This is a genomic window from Pseudomonas sp. GW822-FHT02G04 (assembly GCF_058802085.1).
The window spans coordinates 87,709-104,064 of the sequence record NZ_JBXANU010000022.1 but is presented as its reverse complement, the minus strand read 5'-3'; the positions used below and the strand labels follow the sequence as shown (position 1 = coordinate 104,064).

Annotated in this window: 17 protein-coding genes and 1 riboswitch; of the genes, 6 read left to right on the top strand and 11 right to left on the bottom strand. The window is 61.2% G+C overall.

Going from position 1 to position 16,356, the window contains the following annotated elements; all coding sequences use genetic code 11:
* Nucleotides 1-79: 79 nt before the first annotated feature.
* From AC1RO5_RS23600 to cobO, 6 genes are read right to left on the bottom strand one after another with little or no spacing between them, the layout of a single operon-like run.
* Nucleotides 80-1,531, bottom strand: coding sequence for a cobyric acid synthase (locus AC1RO5_RS23600; protein ID WP_493177938.1), 1,452 nt, complete (start codon nucleotides 1,529-1,531; stop codon nucleotides 80-82).
* On the bottom strand, nucleotides 1,528-2,520 hold the full coding sequence (cobD, locus tag AC1RO5_RS23595; protein ID WP_493177936.1) for a threonine-phosphate decarboxylase CobD: 993 nt from the start codon (nucleotides 2,518-2,520) through the stop codon (nucleotides 1,528-1,530). The genes AC1RO5_RS23600 and cobD overlap by 4 nt, the downstream gene beginning before the upstream one ends.
* Nucleotides 2,513-3,421: an adenosylcobinamide-phosphate synthase CbiB gene (cbiB, locus tag AC1RO5_RS23590; protein ID WP_493177935.1), complete on the bottom strand. Its 909-nt coding sequence runs from the start codon at nucleotides 3,419-3,421 to the stop codon at nucleotides 2,513-2,515. The genes cobD and cbiB overlap by 8 nt, the downstream gene beginning before the upstream one ends.
* Nucleotides 3,418-4,068 (bottom strand): 5,6-dimethylbenzimidazole synthase, encoded by a 651-nt coding sequence (gene bluB / locus AC1RO5_RS23585; protein WP_493177934.1) that lies wholly within the window; start codon nucleotides 4,066-4,068, stop codon nucleotides 3,418-3,420. Before bluB ends, cbiB begins: the two co-directional genes overlap by 4 nt.
* Nucleotides 4,065-5,390, bottom strand: coding sequence for a cobyrinic acid a,c-diamide synthase CobB (locus AC1RO5_RS23580; protein WP_493177933.1), 1,326 nt, complete (start codon nucleotides 5,388-5,390; stop codon nucleotides 4,065-4,067). Before AC1RO5_RS23580 ends, bluB begins: the two co-directional genes overlap by 4 nt.
* The gene (gene cobO / locus AC1RO5_RS23575; RefSeq protein ID WP_007936078.1) at nucleotides 5,387-5,998 is read right to left on the bottom strand and encodes a cob(I)yrinic acid a,c-diamide adenosyltransferase; all 612 of its coding nucleotides are present in this window, start codon (nucleotides 5,996-5,998) and stop codon (nucleotides 5,387-5,389) included. The genes AC1RO5_RS23580 and cobO overlap by 4 nt, the downstream gene beginning before the upstream one ends.
* An 81-nt stretch (nucleotides 5,999-6,079) precedes the next feature.
* Nucleotides 6,080-6,313, bottom strand: a riboswitch (cobalamin riboswitch).
* A gap of 154 nt (nucleotides 6,314-6,467) precedes the next feature.
* Here cobO and AC1RO5_RS23570 point away from each other — a divergent pair.
* A complete protein-coding gene (locus tag AC1RO5_RS23570; RefSeq protein ID WP_493177932.1) occupies nucleotides 6,468-7,052 on the top strand; it encodes a hypothetical protein in 585 nt (194 codons plus the stop codon).
* A 111-nt stretch (nucleotides 7,053-7,163) separates the two neighbouring features.
* Here AC1RO5_RS23570 and AC1RO5_RS23565 read toward each other — a convergent pair whose 3' ends face one another.
* From AC1RO5_RS23565 to AC1RO5_RS23545, 5 genes are all read right to left on the bottom strand, one after another.
* Nucleotides 7,164-7,700: a C40 family peptidase gene (locus AC1RO5_RS23565; protein ID WP_007936074.1), complete on the bottom strand. Its 537-nt coding sequence runs from the start codon at nucleotides 7,698-7,700 to the stop codon at nucleotides 7,164-7,166.
* A 166-nt stretch (nucleotides 7,701-7,866) separates the two neighbouring features.
* A complete protein-coding gene (locus tag AC1RO5_RS23560) occupies nucleotides 7,867-8,505 on the bottom strand; it encodes a C40 family peptidase (protein WP_493177931.1) in 639 nt (212 codons plus the stop codon).
* A gap of 214 nt (nucleotides 8,506-8,719) precedes the next feature.
* Nucleotides 8,720-9,424, bottom strand: coding sequence for a DnaA regulatory inactivator Hda (hda, locus tag AC1RO5_RS23555; RefSeq protein WP_007936072.1), 705 nt, complete (start codon nucleotides 9,422-9,424; stop codon nucleotides 8,720-8,722).
* Between the two features lie 230 nt (nucleotides 9,425-9,654).
* The gene (locus AC1RO5_RS23550; protein ID WP_493177930.1) at nucleotides 9,655-10,728 is read right to left on the bottom strand and encodes an AI-2E family transporter; all 1,074 of its coding nucleotides are present in this window, start codon (nucleotides 10,726-10,728) and stop codon (nucleotides 9,655-9,657) included.
* Between the two features lie 32 nt (nucleotides 10,729-10,760).
* Nucleotides 10,761-11,810, bottom strand: a complete 1,050-nt coding sequence (locus AC1RO5_RS23545) for a DUF2066 domain-containing protein (protein WP_493177929.1) — start codon at nucleotides 11,808-11,810, stop codon at nucleotides 10,761-10,763.
* Between the two features lie 384 nt (nucleotides 11,811-12,194).
* Here AC1RO5_RS23545 and purM point away from each other — a divergent pair, with 384 nt between their 5' ends.
* The 5 genes from purM to AC1RO5_RS23520 all read left to right on the top strand — a co-directional run bounded on the left by purM (nucleotide 12,195) and on the right by AC1RO5_RS23520 (nucleotide 16,307).
* Nucleotides 12,195-13,253 carry a phosphoribosylformylglycinamidine cyclo-ligase gene (gene purM, locus AC1RO5_RS23540; RefSeq protein ID WP_493177928.1) on the top strand — a complete coding sequence of 353 codons (1,059 nt, stop codon included), beginning with the start codon at nucleotides 12,195-12,197 and terminating at the stop codon, nucleotides 13,251-13,253.
* The gene (gene purN, locus AC1RO5_RS23535; RefSeq protein WP_413696972.1) at nucleotides 13,253-13,903 is read left to right on the top strand and encodes a phosphoribosylglycinamide formyltransferase; all 651 of its coding nucleotides are present in this window, start codon (nucleotides 13,253-13,255) and stop codon (nucleotides 13,901-13,903) included. The genes purM and purN overlap by 1 nt, the downstream gene beginning before the upstream one ends.
* A gap of 8 nt (nucleotides 13,904-13,911) precedes the next feature.
* Nucleotides 13,912-14,625: a DUF3108 domain-containing protein gene (locus AC1RO5_RS23530; protein ID WP_007936064.1), complete on the top strand. Its 714-nt coding sequence runs from the start codon at nucleotides 13,912-13,914 to the stop codon at nucleotides 14,623-14,625.
* Between the two features lie 316 nt (nucleotides 14,626-14,941).
* Complete coding sequence (locus tag AC1RO5_RS23525; RefSeq protein ID WP_493177927.1) at nucleotides 14,942-15,358, top strand: OsmC family protein; 417 nt, start codon at nucleotides 14,942-14,944, stop codon at nucleotides 15,356-15,358.
* 61 nt (nucleotides 15,359-15,419) lie between these two features.
* On the top strand, nucleotides 15,420-16,307 hold the full coding sequence (locus AC1RO5_RS23520) for a pirin family protein (protein ID WP_493177926.1): 888 nt from the start codon (nucleotides 15,420-15,422) through the stop codon (nucleotides 16,305-16,307).
* Nucleotides 16,308-16,356: the final 49 nt, after the last annotated feature.

Here is a 16,356-nt window from a genome sequence, read left to right as displayed (position 1 = left end):
GCAAGCCTCGCTCCTACACGGAATATGCGTTTCCCCTGTAGGAGCGAGGCTTGCCCGCGAAGGCATCCTCAAAATCACCTCAAAAACCACAGAGCTCACGCAACAGCGAGGTATCCAGATGCTTCTCCACCAGATCCGCCAACCGCTCGATATCGCGCTCGCGCAACCCGTGGTAATCCACCTCTTGCACCTCCTGCAAACCAGCCCAGCGCAACAGCGCACTGCACGCCGCCGGTGACTCGAACAGGCCATGCAGGTACGTACCGAAAATCTGCCCATCGGCACTTTGCGCGCCATCGCAGCGACCATCGTCCAGCTGCACGGCGGCGTTTTCCAGCCCCGGCCCGGTGGTCACGCCGGCATGAATTTCATAGCCGCTGACCTGCGCATCTTCCAGCGCCAGACGCCCACGTACATTACGCAACTGCTTCTCTTCTTCGAGCTGCGTTTCGAACGCCAGCAAACCCAAACCGGCACTGGAACCCGGCGCGCCTTCGAGGCCCAGCGGGTCACGCACCTGCTCGCCGAGCATTTGCAGACCACCGCAGATTCCCAGCACTTTGCCGCCGTAGCGCAAGTGCCGCGCGATCGCCGTGTCCCAGCCGTTGCTGCGCAGGTACGCGAGGTCGCTGCGCACGCTTTTCGAGCCGGGGAGAATTATCAGATCGGCCGGCGGAATCGCCTGACCGAGGCCGATGAATTGCAGGTCCACTTGCGGATGCAGGCGCAGCGGATCGAAATCGGTGTGGTTGCTGATGCGCGGCAGTACCGGCACCACCACTTTGAGCACTTGCTCGGCCTTGTCGGTCTGACGCTGATCGAGGCCGTCCTCGGCCTCCAGGTGCAGGTCCATCACATAAGGCAACACGCCGATCACCGGTTTGCCGGTGCGCGCTTCCAGCCAGTCCAGCCCCGGTTGCAGCAAAGCGATGTCGCCACGAAAACGGTTGATGATGAAGCCTTTGACCCGCGCCTGTTCGCTCGGCGACAGCAGCTCCAGCGTACCGACCAAATGCGCGAAAACCCCGCCGCGATTGATGTCGGCAATCAGCACCACCGGGCAGTCCACCGCCTCGGCAAACCCCATGTTGGCGATGTCGCCGGCGCGCAGGTTGATCTCGGCCGGCGAGCCCGCCCCTTCGACCATCACCAGCGGATACGCCGCGCTCAGCCGTTCATGGGAGGCCAGCACCGCCTGCATGGCGATGGCTTTGTAGTCGTGATACGCCACAGCATTCATGGTGGTAACGGCGCGACCATGGATGATCACCTGGGCGCCGGTGTCGCTGTTGGGTTTGAGCAGCACCGGGTTCATGTCGGTGTGCGGTTCGAGGTTGGCGGCTTGCGCCTGCACCGCCTGAGCGCGACCGATCTCGCCACCGTCGGCGGTCACCGCACTGTTGAGGGCCATGTTCTGCGGTTTGAACGGCACGACGCTCACGCCTTGGCGCGTGACCCAACGACACAACGCCGTCACCAGTGTGCTTTTACCGGCGTCAGATGTGGTGCCTTGCACCATCAACGTTGTCATGGGTTTTCCTTGGCATAGGTTTGCAGGGCTTGTTCGAGGCGCGACCAGTCCGTTTCATCCGCCGGCAAACCAAAGCGCAGGCTGCTGTTGTGGGTGAACAACCGCAGCAGAATGCCGCGCCGGGCCATGAATTCATGCAGCGCTTCGGCGCGATCGGTGATCAGCCACTGGAACAACGCGCAACCGCCCTGAGGCTTGAAACCATACTGCTCAAGCAGCAGCGCCAGACGCTCGCCGGCCTCGTCAGTGCGAATGCGCTGTCGGGTGTGCCCGTCCGTATCCGTCAGGCAAGCCTGGCCCAATACGCGGGTCGGCCCACTGACCGCCCAGGGCCCGACTTGCTCGGCCAGCAGTTTGAGCAACTTGCGCTCGGCCAGCACAAACCCCAACCGCACACCAGCCAGGCCGAAAAACTTGCCGAAGGAACGCAGCACGATCAAGCCGATCTGGTTGGCGAACGGCGCCAGACTCAAATGCGGCGTGTTGTCCATAAACGCCTCGTCCACCACCAGCCAACCACCGCGCTGGGCCAACCGCGCATGCCAATCCAGCAGGCGAGCCGGGGTCAGGCTCAGGCCTGTGGGATTGTTCGGATTGACCACCACCAGCACGTCGAGGTTGTCGAGAAAGAAATCGACTTCCGACTCCAGGACTTCACGCACGACGTAACCGTTGCGACGCCAGGCTTCGGCGTGTTCGGCGTAACACGGCGACAGCACGCCGACCTTGCCGGCCCGGCGCAAACGCGGCAGCAACTGAATCGCCATTTGCGAACCGGCCACTGGCAACACCTGAGCCGCACCGTAATAGTCGCAGGCGGCCTGCTCCAGACCGTCATCGGTTTCCGGCAGGCGTGCCCAGGCCCGTAGCGGGATGTCCGGGACCGGGAATGGCCAGGGCGCAAGACCACTGGACAAGTCGAGCCAATCGGCTTCGGCGATGCCGTATTCAAGTGCCGCCTTGCGCAACCGGCCACCGTGCTCAAGCATAGAACTCAGCCCCCACGCAGAGAATCAGCAGCCATAACCATACCCCGCGCTGGACCAATTGCCAGCCTCGGTCGATGGAATCGGCATCCGCCGGCACGCCTTCGCCCAACTGCGGACGTTGATGCAGCTCGCCGTGATAAATCGCCGCCCCGCCCAACTCGACCCCCAGCGCACCGGCACCGGCCGCCATCACCGGCCCGGCATTCGGGCTGTCCCAGGTCGGCCCCTGGGTGCGCCAGCATTTCAGCGCCAGTCGGGTTTTGCCCAACAGTGCATAGGTCAACGCCACCAAGCGTGCGGGAATGTAGTTCAGAACATCGTCGATTTTCGCCGCGGCCCAGCCGAAACGCTCGAAGCGTTCGTTGCGATAACCCCACATCGCATCCAGGGTGTTGCTCAGACGATAGAGCACCACGCCGGGCGCACCCGCCACGGCAAACCAGAACAGCGCGGCGAACACCGCATCGCTGCCGTTCTCCAGCACCGATTCGGTGGCGGCGCGGGCGACTTCGGTTTTGTCCAGCTCGCTGGTCTGGCGGCTGACCAGATAACCGACGCGTGTGCGCGCCTCAACCAAATCATCGCTGCGCAGGGCCTTGGCCACCGGCTCGACATGCTCGCCGAGGCTACGCATACCAAGGGCGCAATAGAGCGCGAGAATCTCGACGATCCAGCCAACGTAAGGTGCCCAGGACAGCGCGGTGATCAGCAAGGTCAGCGGCACAACCGCCATCACCCAGGCCGTCACACCATGACTGCGCCAGCCGCGGCCAGCGGAGTTGAAACGTTGTTCGATGCGATCGGCAAAACGACCGAACGCCACCAGCGGATGCCAGCGTTTGGGTTCACCCAGCAGCGCATCCAGCGCGACCGCAGCGACACTCAACAACGCCACACTCATTGACTCACTCCCCAATAATTTTCATACAGCAACTCGTTGAGCGGACGCGCTTGCGCCCAGCCTTCGAGTACCAGCATCGGCGCTGGATAGAATTCCTTGACCGGCCCCAGGCAAAGAACGGCCAAAGGCTTGGCCCCGACCGGTAAACCCAACAGGTTCGCCAAGGCTTGCGGTTCGAACAGCGACACCCAGCCCATGCCCAGGCCTTCGGCGCGGGACGCCAGCCAAAGGTTCTGGATGGCGCAGGACAGCGAGGCCATGTCCATTTCCGGCAACGTACGACGGCCGAAGATATGCCGTTCGCGATCGTCCATCAGCGCGGCGACCAACACTTCGGCGCAGTCCTGAATACCTTCGACCTTGAGCTTCATGAATTCGTCAGAGCGCTCGCCGAGGGCTTCGGCGGTGCGGATGCGTTCTTCTTCCACCAGTTGCTGGATCTTGCCGCGCAGCGCCCGGTCGCTGATGCGGATGAATCGCCAGGGCTGCATCAGGCCGACGCTCGGTGCCTGGTGCGCGGCTTCGAGCAGGCGCCTCAGTAACTCGGGCTCGACCGTGCCGCCACTGAAGTGGCGCATGTCACGGCGTTCGCCGATGGCTCGGTAGACCGCATCGCGCTCGGCTTCGGAAAAGGCGTTTTCTGTCATGGCCTGCTCGCGATGGCGGCTTCACGATCGGGCGCCAACAACGCAGCAATCGCCGCCGGATTGGACGGAAAATAAAAGTGCACATAAGAGGCCGTCATCCGCCCCTCACGATAAACCGCCTCCGCCCCTCGCCCGCCATTGGGGCTCAGGCCACGCGCAATCGGCTCAAGCTCGGTGCTGGTCAGCGAGTGGTGATAGGTGTGCCCACGCAGCAAACCTTCGGGCAATTCCACCGCCTGCAAGGCCAACGCCGCCAGACGCTTCTGCATCACCGCATCACCGTTCAGCAAGCCAACCAGTTCAGCGCGAGCGCCCTCGACATCGGTCAACGAATCCAACAGGTACAGCATGCCGCCACACTCGGCCAGCAACGGTTTGCCCCCTGCGTGGTGATCGCGAATGGCGGTCAGCATCGGCGTGTTTTGTGACAACGCCACATGGTGCAATTCAGGGTAACCGCCCGGCAGATAAAGGCTGTCTGCCTCCGGCAACTCGCGGTCGCGGATCGGCGAGAAGAAAGACAACTCGGCGCCCATCGCCCGTAGCAGATCCAGGCTCGCGCCGTAGGTAAACGCGAAGGCTTCGTCCCGGGCCACGGCAATCCGCACACCGGCCAGCAACGGTTCGGCGGCGATCATTTCAGGCGCGGCGAACTCCACGGCCGGCGGCAACGCCACATCGCAGCTGCTGGCCAGTGAGGCGGCCGCTGCATCGAGGCGCAGATCGAGGTCATTCAGTTCGCTGGCCTGAACCAGGCCGAGATGCCGACTCGGCAATTCGATGCCGGTTTCCCGGGACAACGCGCCGTACCAGCGCAAGCCTTCTGTCAGGCTGCCTTCGAGCAATTGCGCATGACGTAGTGTGCCAACCCGGTTGGCCAACACACCGGCAAACGGCAAATCCGGCTGATAGCGCGCAAGCCCCAAGGCCAGCGCGCCAAAGGTCTGCGCCATCGCGGTGCCGTCGATCACGCCGAGCACAGGCACACCGAAATGCCGCGCAAGGTCAGCGCTGGACGGCGTACCGTCGAACAGTCCCATCACGCCTTCGATGAGGATCAGATCGGCTTCGCCAGCGGCTTCCCACAACAGCCGACGACTTTCCTGCTCGCCGACCATCCACATGTCCAGTTGATAAACCGGCGCACCACTGGCGCGCTCGAGAATCATCGGATCGAGAAAGTCCGGGCCGCATTTGAACACGCGCACCTTGCGCCCCTGATTGCGATGCAAACGGGCGAGCGCGGCGGTGACGGTGGTCTTGCCCTGACCGGAAGCCGGCGCGGCAATCAGTACCGCCGGGCAATGATGTGGTTGAATCACAACTCGACGCCTTTTTGCGCTTTGATCCCGGCCTGGAAGGCGTGCTTGATCATGCCCATTTCGGTGACGGTGTCAGCCAGTTCGATCATCTCCGGTTTGGCGCCACGGCCAGTGACCACCACATGCTGCATCGGCGGACGGGCCTGCAAGTCGCTGAGCACCTGATCGAGATCGAGGTAACCGTGCTTGAGGGCGATGTTCAACTCATCGAGTACCACCAGGCCAATCGACGGATCGCTCAACAGTTCGCGGGACACCGCCCAGGCAGCTTCGGCGGCCGCAATGTCACGCTGGCGGTCCTGGGTTTCCCAGGTGAAGCCCTCGCCCATCACATGAAAACGCACTTGCTCCGGAAAGCGCCGGAAGAACAGCTCCTCGCCGGTGCTGCTGCGCCCCTTGATGAACTGCACCACGCCGCACTGCATGCCGTGGCCCATGGAGCGCGCGAGCATGCCAAACGCCGAGCTGCTCTTGCCTTTGCCGTTGCCGCTCAGCACCAGCAGCAGACCGCATTCATTCGGCGAATTGGCGATGCGTTCGTCAATCACGGCTTTTTTGCGCAGCATGCGCGCCAGATGGCGTTCGTCACGATCGGGGGTATCAGTCATGGGGGAGCTCTCCGTTGAGGCTGGATAACGGCGGGCAGGCACAAGAATAGACGGCAAGAAGCCTGGCATCGCCCACCGTGATGCCGCTGAATGGATCAGGCCGGTCTCCGGGCTCATGAGCGGCGATTAGCCTGACTGCGCGCCTTCCCATGCCGAATTCGACACAGTGGCTCAAGACGCAGTCTTCACTCATTTACCGTTGCGGGGGCAGCGCCGGGATCGTGATCATTCTTCGCTGGAAGAAATCCACTCACCGGCTTCCCTGTTTCACTCTGTCGACCAAGGCCACAGAGCACCTGAAACAAGCCGCGAAGGTTAGAGGGTTGGGGGTGGAGCGTCAATTAAAGACAGGACGCCTTCCGGCGAATAACTGCCGTCGATCAATTATCTGACGCCAATCTTGTGCCACACTGCCAGCAGTGATATCAAAGAGCCACAACCTCATAACACAATAACAAGGGTGAGCCACATGCAAGGCATGATCATCAGCAATCCGAAGCTGGAATTCCTGCGCCCGGTGCTGGAACGCTGGTTTGACTGTATCGACCGCTACAACGCCGTGCGCGGCGATAACGATACACCTTACTGGTACGACGAAAACGCCAACCTCGGCCTGCTCTCTGCCGCGGCCTGGATGGCGGAAATGGTCACGCTGCAGCAAACACCAACGCGCAAACAGACCGAAGAAGGTGAACGTAACGCCCGCGCCGATCTGTTTATCGCCACCAGCGAAGAACGCGCATACCTGCAGGCCACCCAACGCTGGCCGCGGGTCAACAACCTGAACCTGACCCAGGCACTGGCGGACATCACCAGCGACGCGAAACGCATCAGCTACGCCAGCGACCTGAAACTCGGCTGCCTGTTTGTCGCCCCACAAAAAGCCCAGCACAGCGCCACCCCGGAAGAACTCCAGGACATGCTCGACGATCTGCAAAAGGAACACACCTGCGCGGTGGCCTGGTACTTCCCTTACGCCTACCGCAAGTTGCGCAATGAAGCCGGCAATTACCATCCGGGGATCGCCGTGTTGTTCAAGGAAGCCCGCGGCTGACGATCTGGTCGCCAAGCGAAAGCGTTTTACCTGCCATACCGCCTTCGTGGGCAAGTCGGATCGCCGCACCGCTCGCTCCTACAGCTCCGCCAGAACGATCAGGACAACCCCCTAGGGATTATGCGCCAAGTGCTCGGGTTGCAAGACGCGCTTGGCGCTCAGATAGGCTTTCTGCCAATAAGCTTTGGACAAGCTGTCCAGCTTGACCGTGCCGCCCGTAGCCGGCGCATGGACGAAGCGCCCTTCGCCGACATAGATCCCGGCATGGCTGACCTGGGAGCCGCCGTTGGTGGCGAAGAAGATCAGGTCGCCGGTTTGCAGGCCTTCCTTGCCGACGTTGGGAGCCTGCATGCCGATCATCTCGCGAGTGGAGCGCGGCAGGGAAATGCCTGCGACATCGCGATAGACGTAACCGATCAGACCGCTGCAATCGAACCCGGAATCCGGCGTGTTGCCGCCCCAGCGATAAGGCGTCCCCACCAGACCGAGCGCGCGAAACAGCACGTCTTCTGCGGCTGGGGAAAAGGCTTGGGAAGAACCGAAAACAATCGGCGCGCGAACCACCGGCGCAGGTGGCGGTGTGCGGCTGGCGCAGGCGCTGAGCAGCGCTGCGAAGAACATGAGTGCGAGGCGGGCCGACATCGTCATAAACAGAACATCCTGATCTGGCTGCGGCTTTTTTCTGCCACAAAGACAGAAAAGAAAACCGCCTGCGCAGAACGCAGGCGGTTTGCCATCAATAATAGATCAGGATTCTAGCGGCTACGCGGTAAACTTCAAGTAAGACTTTAACTTCGCCCTACAAACTGTCCGCTTACTTGCGTGCAGTGACTATTGTCGGAGCCATTGCGAGTGCACGCTTGGCTTCGATAAAGGTCTTGCTCCAGTAGCTGTCGCCCAGGCTATCGACCCGGACACCACCGCTTTTGCGGCTGCTGGAGTGGATGAACTGGTTGTCACCCAGGTAGATCCCGGCGTGACTGACACGACCGCGACGGCCATTGGTGGCGAAGAACAGCAGATCACCCGGCTTGAGGGCGCTGCGAGCCACCAGAGGAGCGTCAACGTTGATCATTTCGCGAGTGGAGCGCGGCAGGTTCATGCCGGCCTCTTCACGAAACAGATAACCGATGAAGCCGCTGCAGTCGAAGCCAGCCTCGGAGGTGCCGCCGAAACGGTAACGGGTACCGATCAGGGACATGCCACGTTCGAGGATGCTGTCGGCCAGAACCGGAAGCTGGTAAGACTTGCCGCCGGCGAAGTCTGCCATTTCTTTATCGGTGGCCAGATCGTTAGCCAGCTCTTCCTGGAAAAGAACGGAAGAAGACTGCGCGGTAACTGAATTTGAAACCTGCCGTTGTTGCTCTTGCTGGGACACTGGAGAGTGAGCAGCGCAACCGAACAACAGGGTGACGAGTGCGAGAGGCACGAGGGGTGCGAAGCGATTTAGCATGGGCACGACCGTGGCTGATAGTTGTAAAGAAGCCGAGACTATGCCCGCTATCGATCTCATTTGCAAATTCAATCGATCTTTATGTGACTTATCGGTTTCTCGTTTCCATCTAAGCGCTTAAGCCCATTTTGAATCTTTGCGCAGCCTGCTCCCCTGCAGGAAAGCGGATTTGTTGACGCCTGGAATATGCCGGAACCCGCGAAAAACCTGGATTTTACCAGCCCAGTGTCTCTTTCAGGAACGGTATTGTCAGCTTGCGCTGGGCTTGAAGAGAGGCCTGATCGAGGCGTTCAAGCAGCTCGAAAAGTGCACTCATGCTGCGGGTACCGCGAGTCAAAATAAAATGCCCGACTTCGTCAGTCAGGTGCAGGCCTCGACGGGAAGCGCGCAACTGCAAGGCACGCAATTTGTCTTCGTCAGAGAGCGGACGCATCTGGAAGATGAGTGCCAGTGTCAGCCGCGACTTGAGGTCCGCCAGCTTCACCGGTAGTTCGCGCGGGGATGTCGAGGCGGCGATCAGCAGACGCCGACCGCTGTCACGCAGACGATTGAACAGATGGAACAGCGCCTCTTCCCAATCCGCCTTGCCGGCGACCGCCTGCAAATCGTCCAGGCAAACCAGTTCGTATTGTTCGAGGTTGTCGAGAATTTCGATGCCACGGTCCATCAACTCGGCCAGCGGCAGATACACCGCCGGTTCACCCATCTGCTCGAAACGCAGGCAAGCCGCCTGCAACAAATGCGTGCGCCCTACCCCGTGCTTGCCCCAGAGGTAAATCAGGCTTTCCGTCCAGCCGGCGTCGGCTTCGCACAGCCGCTCGACATAGCCGAGTGCAGCGGCATTGGCGCCTGGGTAGTAATTGATAAAGGTGGCGTCATCACGCAGACGCACACCTAGGGGCAGCTGAATCGGTTTCATGCTGACTGAACAGTTCCAAAGGAACCGTTAGTGGCCTCTGTGTAAAGTTTGCGAAGTTTATACCCGTGAAGCTGACGGCACAATGCGACAGACCACAAGCAAAATCAAAGGTTTGCGTTAACATGCTGGTTTTATGACAGTTTCTTTGGCGGTGCATGTGACAGCCGCGCGAGGGATACGGGCAAACCCGGCGTGAAACCAGGCTGCCCGCGACGAGCGATCAAGAAGCCTTACTTCTCAGACTCGTCGACACCACCGTAGATATCCGAATCCTTATACAAATCATGCACATGGCGCACCAGGACCATGATCACCGCCGCCACCGGCAATGCCAGCAGCACACCGGTAAAGCCGAACAGCTCGCCGCCGGCCAGAATCGCAAAGATTACCGCCACCGGGTGCAGGCCGATCCGGTCACCCACCAACAACGGCGTCAGAACCATACCTTCCAGCGCCTGGCCGACCATGAACACCGCGACGATACCGATCATGGGATACAGATCGCCACCGAACTGGAACAGGCCGGCAATCAACGCCGCGCCAATCCCGATGACGAACCCCATGTACGGCACGATCGCCGCCAGACCGGCAATCAGACCGATCAATAGCCCCAGCTCCAGCCCGACGATCATCAAGCCAGCGGCGTAGATCACACCCAGCGCCAGCATCACCAGCAACTGCCCGCGCACGAACGCCCCAAGCACTTCATGGCATTCCCCGGCCAGGGACAGGACCCGCTCTTCACGATCACGCGGCAGCAGGCTGCGGATCTTGGCCATCATCAGGTCCCAGTCGCGCAGCAGATAAAAACTCACCACCGGGATCAACACCAGATTGGCCAGCCAGCCAATCAGCGCAAGGCCTGAAGCCGTCGCCTGACTGAGCACCACGCCGACAATGTCGGTGGTCTGGCCCATGTGCTCGCTGATCGCCGCCTTGAGCTTGTCGAACTTCCAGAAGCCCTCCGACAAACCCAACTTCGATTGCGCCCACGGCAACGCGGTGTGCTGCAACCAGTCGAGCATCTGCGGCGCCAGTTCATACAAGCGAAACAGCTGCTTGGCGAGCATCGGCACCAACACCAACAGCAGCGTGGTGAGGATCATCGTGAACAACGCGAACACCGCCACCACGCCCCAGGTCCGGGACAGGCCGAGCTTTTCCAGCCGGTCCACCAGCGGGTCGAACAGATAGGCCAGCAACAGCGCCACCAGGAACGGCGTCAGGATCGGATGCAACAGGTAAACAAACGCGCAAAGCAGGGCCACCCCACCGAGCCAGAACCAACGCCGCGTATCGGCCATGTACCACTCCTGCTTCTATATAAAGAAAAAACTCACCAACGGAAACGCAACTGCGGCACCGGTGCCGGGGCTGGCGCTGCGGCCGGCGCCGAACCCGCAGCCACGGGTTGAACAGCTGCCGGCGCCTGACCGGCCGGAATTTCCTGCAATTGCGCCAGGGACAACTGAGCTCGCAGCTGATCGGCGCTGCCATTGACGCGATAAAGCACGCGGTCGCCATCGACACTTTGCAGACGCGCGCCAAAAGGCTCCAGCAAACGCCCGAGCGTCGCATAACGTTCCAGATTCATGCCCTGCACTTCCAACAATTGCTCGCCCGATGCACCCGGCTTGGCGACGAAACGCGACGCCAGACGCTCGCTGACCGCCAGCATCACCGCATCGGCCACGGCGGCGGTATCGGCGCCCTGCACGCTACCGGCCTCTTTCTGATCGCCCAACCACAGTCGCCACTTGGCTTGCCATTGACCCCCTTCTTCACGGGCATGCACCGCCAGCAAGGCATCGGCATTGTAACGGTCGGAGGCACTGCGCAATGGCGCCGGGTCGGCACCTTCCAGATTCGGCGCCGTGGCGACGATCTGTTCATTCAGGTCTGCCAACGGCAGACGCAGCGGCAGGCCGCGGTGTTGAGCCGCCCGACGCAGAGGCGCAGCGCTGGCCTGACCATCACCGACCAGGCTCGAACCTTCGGTGGAATCGTTCAACCACCAGCCGAGGATCGACGGCCGATTGGCCCCCCACACGGCCAACCCGGCACGACGCAAGGCCTGCTCGGTGGTGGCCGGATCGAAATCGACTTTCAGCACTTGCGGCGGCCCGGCGTCGTAGCCGAACTGACTGATGATCTGCTGAGGGTCTTTGCGCACGGCCGCAAGCCCTGGGCTTTGCGCCGCCTTGGGATCGCCGGTCAAGCGCAACACCAGCGTTTCCAGCGCCTGCTGAGTCGCCTGATCGCGCTCCTCCGGTGTCTGGCCGGTGACCGGTTGGCGCACTTGATAGAGGCCTTTGACGGTTTCGGCATGACTGGCCAGGCTGACCACGGATAAACAGCCTACGAACAAGAATTTAAGAAAACGCATGGAAGATTCCTGACGACAAGAGCGGCTGGAACAGACCGCATGAAGACGATTGAGCCAGGGCTGTGACCACACGCCCAAGCAAAACATTCACACGATCGCGGTAAGTTTTCGCACTGTCATAACGATAGACGGTTAACGTCGTACCTTATACAGCCATGTGGGACGCCGCCAACACGGGCAATATCAGTTTTTTTAACGCGATATGCCCCTGCCCGTCGGCACGAGGATGGCCGCTGCCCCTCAAGCCTGATAAAATCGCGCGCCTTCGCAGACCGGCTACAGCCGGGTAGTGTCGAAATAGCGCGTGAGGCAATTGCCTCATCAATTTCGACAGGCCCGCTGGACTCGGTCGTTACCCCTGAATCCCCCCTAAAGGCCTGGATCATGAGCAAGCAACCCTCCCTGAGCTACAAGGACGCCGGTGTAGACATCGACGCCGGTGAAGCATTGGTCGAACGCATCAAGAGCGTCGCCAAGCGCACTGCGCGCCCGGAAGTCATGGGCGGCCTGGGCGGTTTCGGCGCCCTCTGCGAAATCCCGGCCGGTTACAAACAACCGGTGCTGGTATCGGGCACTGACGGCGTCGGCACCAAGCTGCGCCTGGCGCTGAACCTGAACAAGCACGACAGCATCGGCATCGACCTGGTGGCCATGTGCGTGAACGACCTGGTGGTCTGCGGCGCTGAGCCGCTGTTCTTCCTCGACTACTACGCCACCGGCAAACTGAACGTCGACACCGCTGCTCAGGTTGTGACCGGCATCGGCGCCGGCTGTGAACTGTCCGGCTGCTCCCTGGTCGGCGGCGAAACCGCTGAAATGCCTGGCATGTATGAAGGCGAAGACTACGACCTGGCCGGCTTCTGCGTCGGCGTCGTGGAAAAATCCGAAATCATCGACGGTTCGAAAGTCGCTGCCGGCGATGCCCTGCTCGCCCTGCCGTCTTCCGGCCCGCACTCCAACGGCTACTCGCTGATCCGCAAGATCATCGAAGTGTCGGGTTCCGACATCGAAAACATCCAGCTCGACGGCAAACCGCTGACCGACCTGCTGATGGCTCCGACCCGTATCTACGTGAAGCCGCTGCTCAAGCTGATCAAGGACACCGGCGCCGTCAAAGCCATGGCCCACATCACCGGTGGCGGCCTGCTGGACAACATCCCGCGCGTGCTGCCAAAAGGCGCTCAAGCGGTGGTTGACGTCGCGAGCTGGACCCGCCCGGCGGTGTTCGACTGGCTGCAAGAGAAAGGCAACGTTGACGAAACCGAAATGCACCGCGTGCTGAACTGCGGCGTCGGCATGGTCATCTGCGTTAGCCAGGAGCACGTTGAAACCGCGCTGAAAGTCCTGCGTGAAGCTGGCGAGCAGCCATGGGTCATCGGTCAGATCGCCACCGCTGCCGAAGGCGCGGCTCAGGTCGAACTGAAGAACCTCAAGGCTCATTAATGTCCCAGACCTGTGATGTGGTGGTGCTGCTGTCTGGCACCGGCAGTAACTTGCAGGCCTTGATCGACAGCACGCGGACCGGCGACAGCCCGGCCCGCATTGCTGCGGTGATTTCCAACCGCGCCGACGCCTACGGCCTGCAACGCGCCAGGGACGCGGGTATCGACACCCGCACCCTGGATCACAAGGCTTTCGAGGGCCGCGAGGCCTTCGATGCCGCGCTGATCGAACTGATCGACGCCTTCAACCCCAAACTCGTGGTACTGGCCGGCTTCATGCGCATTCTCAGCGCTGGCTTCGTGCGCCATTACCAGGGTCGCCTGCTCAATATCCATCCCTCGCTGCTGCCCAAATACAAAGGGTTACACACTCATCAGCGCGCGCTGGAGGCCGGCGATACGGAACACGGCTGCTCCGTGCACTTCGTCACCGAGGAACTCGATGGCGGACCACTGGTCGTACAGGCAGTAATACCGGTAGAGTTGCACGATTCGCCGCAGAGTCTGGCGCAGCGAGTCCATACCCAGGAACACCTGATCTACCCGTTGGCCGTACGCTGGTTTGCCGAAGGCCGTTTATCACTCGGCGAACAAGGTGCTTTACTGGACGGACAGTTACTCGCGGCCAGCGGCCACTTGATTCGAACCTAGGAGATTTTATGCGTCGTGCCCTGCTCTTCGCTTGCGCTCTGCTCGCCCTGCCGTTTGCGCAGGCCGCGGACCTTCAACCCTTCTCCGCCAGCTACACCGCCGACTGGAAGCAACTGCCCATGAGCGGCACCGCCGAACGCAGCCTGACCAAGGAAGCCAACGGCGTCTGGAAACTCAGCTTCAAGGCATCGATGATGATCGCCAGCCTGACTGAAGAAAGCACCCTGACCCTGGACAAGGACACGCTGCTGCCGCAGTCCTACCACTTCGAACGCGGTGGCCTGGGCAAAGCCAAGAAGGCTGATCTGGATTTCGACTGGACCAACAAGATGGTCACCGGCACCGATCGCGGTGACGCCGTCAAGCTCCCGCTCAACCGCGGCATGGTCGACAAGTCCACCTATCAACTGGCGCTGCAGCATGACGTGGCCGCCGGCAAGAAAAGCATGAGCTATCAGGTCGTCGATGCCGGCGAAGTCGATACCTATGACTTCCGCGTGCTGGGTTCGGAAAAAGTCGACACCAAGGCAGGCCAGATCGATGCGGTCAAGGTCGAGCGCGTGCGCGATCCGACACAAAGCAAGCGCATCACCGTGCTGTGGTTCGCCAAGGATTGGGATTACCTGCTGGTCCGTCTGCAACAGGTCGAAACCGACGGCAAGGAGTACAACATCATGCTCCTCGACGGTACGGTCAACGGCAAGACGGTCAAAGGCAGCTGATCCGGACCGACATGAAAGCCCCGCAAACGCGGGGCTTTTTTTCGTCTGGTGCTTAAACAACTTTGAGCTGTGGCGAGGGGGCTTGCCCCCGTTCGGCTGCGCAGCAGTCGTAAATCCTGTGTCCGCGTTTTCCCTGATTCGCCGCGTTGCCTGGTTTTGGGGCCGCTTCGCAACCCAACGAGGGCAAGCCCCTCGCCACAGATGTTGTGGCCAAATCGTCCGGCAAGAAAGTGGAACGCGAACGTAAAGGAATGCTCTATAAATTCAGAGTCTTTTTTGATCGAATGACTTTTTCCTGATCCCTGCGAGGTTTCCCATGACTGTTACCGTCAATACTGTCTCCGCCGATGGTTTTCGTCACAGCGTCCAGATCGATGACCATGAACTGTTTGCCGATGTCCCCAAATCCAGCGGTGGCGAAGGCACGGCGCCTGAACCCCATGACTATTTCGACGCAGCCCTCGGTGCCTGCAAGGCCCTGACCTTGAAACTGTATGCGAAGAAGAAGGGCATCCCGCTGACCGGCGTCGGGGTCGAGGTCAAGCGCGACAACAGTGAAGAGCTGAAAGGCAAATATGCCCTGCACGTCAAACTCACGCTCAAGGGCGTACTCACCGACGCTCAGCGCGACGAGCTGCACCGCGTGGCCGACCGCTGCCCGGTACACAAGCTGATGACCACCTCTGAAGTCAGCATCGAGACTCATCTGTCCGAAGGCGCCTTCAGCCAATAGCGGCAACGGCTGCGCAAGCGGGTTATGCTCCCTGCGTCACCCGCTCAGCCTGGAATGCGCCATGAACACTCCGCTCGTGATCCGTCCCCGCGCCGAAGACGTCGAAGGCCAGCCGATCCTTCGCCCTTTGCCGTCAGCCAAATGCCGTAACGTCGGACCTTTCGTGTTTTTCGACCACATGCTCGAAACCCGTTATCCACCGGGCAAAGGCATGAACATCCGTCAGCACCCGCACATCGGGCTGTCCACCCTCACCTACCTGTTCGAAGGGCAAATCCAGCACAAGGACAGCCTCGGTTCCGATCAGGTGGTGAATGCCGGCGATGTCAGCTGGATGACCGCCGGCAGCGGGATTGCTCATGTCGAACGCACGCCCGAAGCATTGAGGGACAGCGGCGGGACGATGCACGGCTTACAGATCTGGCTGGCGTCGCCCAAGGACCGTGAGCACGGCCCGGGACACTACAGCCACCATCCCGCTGCCACGCTGCCGGTCAGCGAAAACCTTGGCGTGAAGATACGGATGATCGCCGGGACGGGCTTTTGCCTCGAATCGCCGGTCCCGGTGCTTTCTCCTACGCTGTATGCCGAATTGAACCTGCAAACGGCAACCACGCTGCTGATCCCCACCGAGCATGAAGAACGGGCGCTGTATGTGCTGAGCGGCGAGGCGCAGCTTGATGGCGAGCTGCTGGAGCCCTACACGCTAGTGGTGCTGCCGGCCGGGGAAGAGATGACGCTGTTCGCCGAGAGCGACTGCCATGCCGTGCTGTTTGGCGGAGCGCCGCTGGATGGGCCACGACGGATCAACTGGAATTTCGTGGCCAGCGATCCGGCATTGATTGATGAAGCACGTCGGCGCTGGGCGGCCGGGGATTGGCCGACGGTGCCGGGGGAAAGCGAGCGGATTGAGTTGCCGAAACACCGAAGCCCGCCAACGCCCCTGTAACTGATCGGCTGATCGCTCCTACGCTCCGCGTGGGAACGATCAGTGGCAG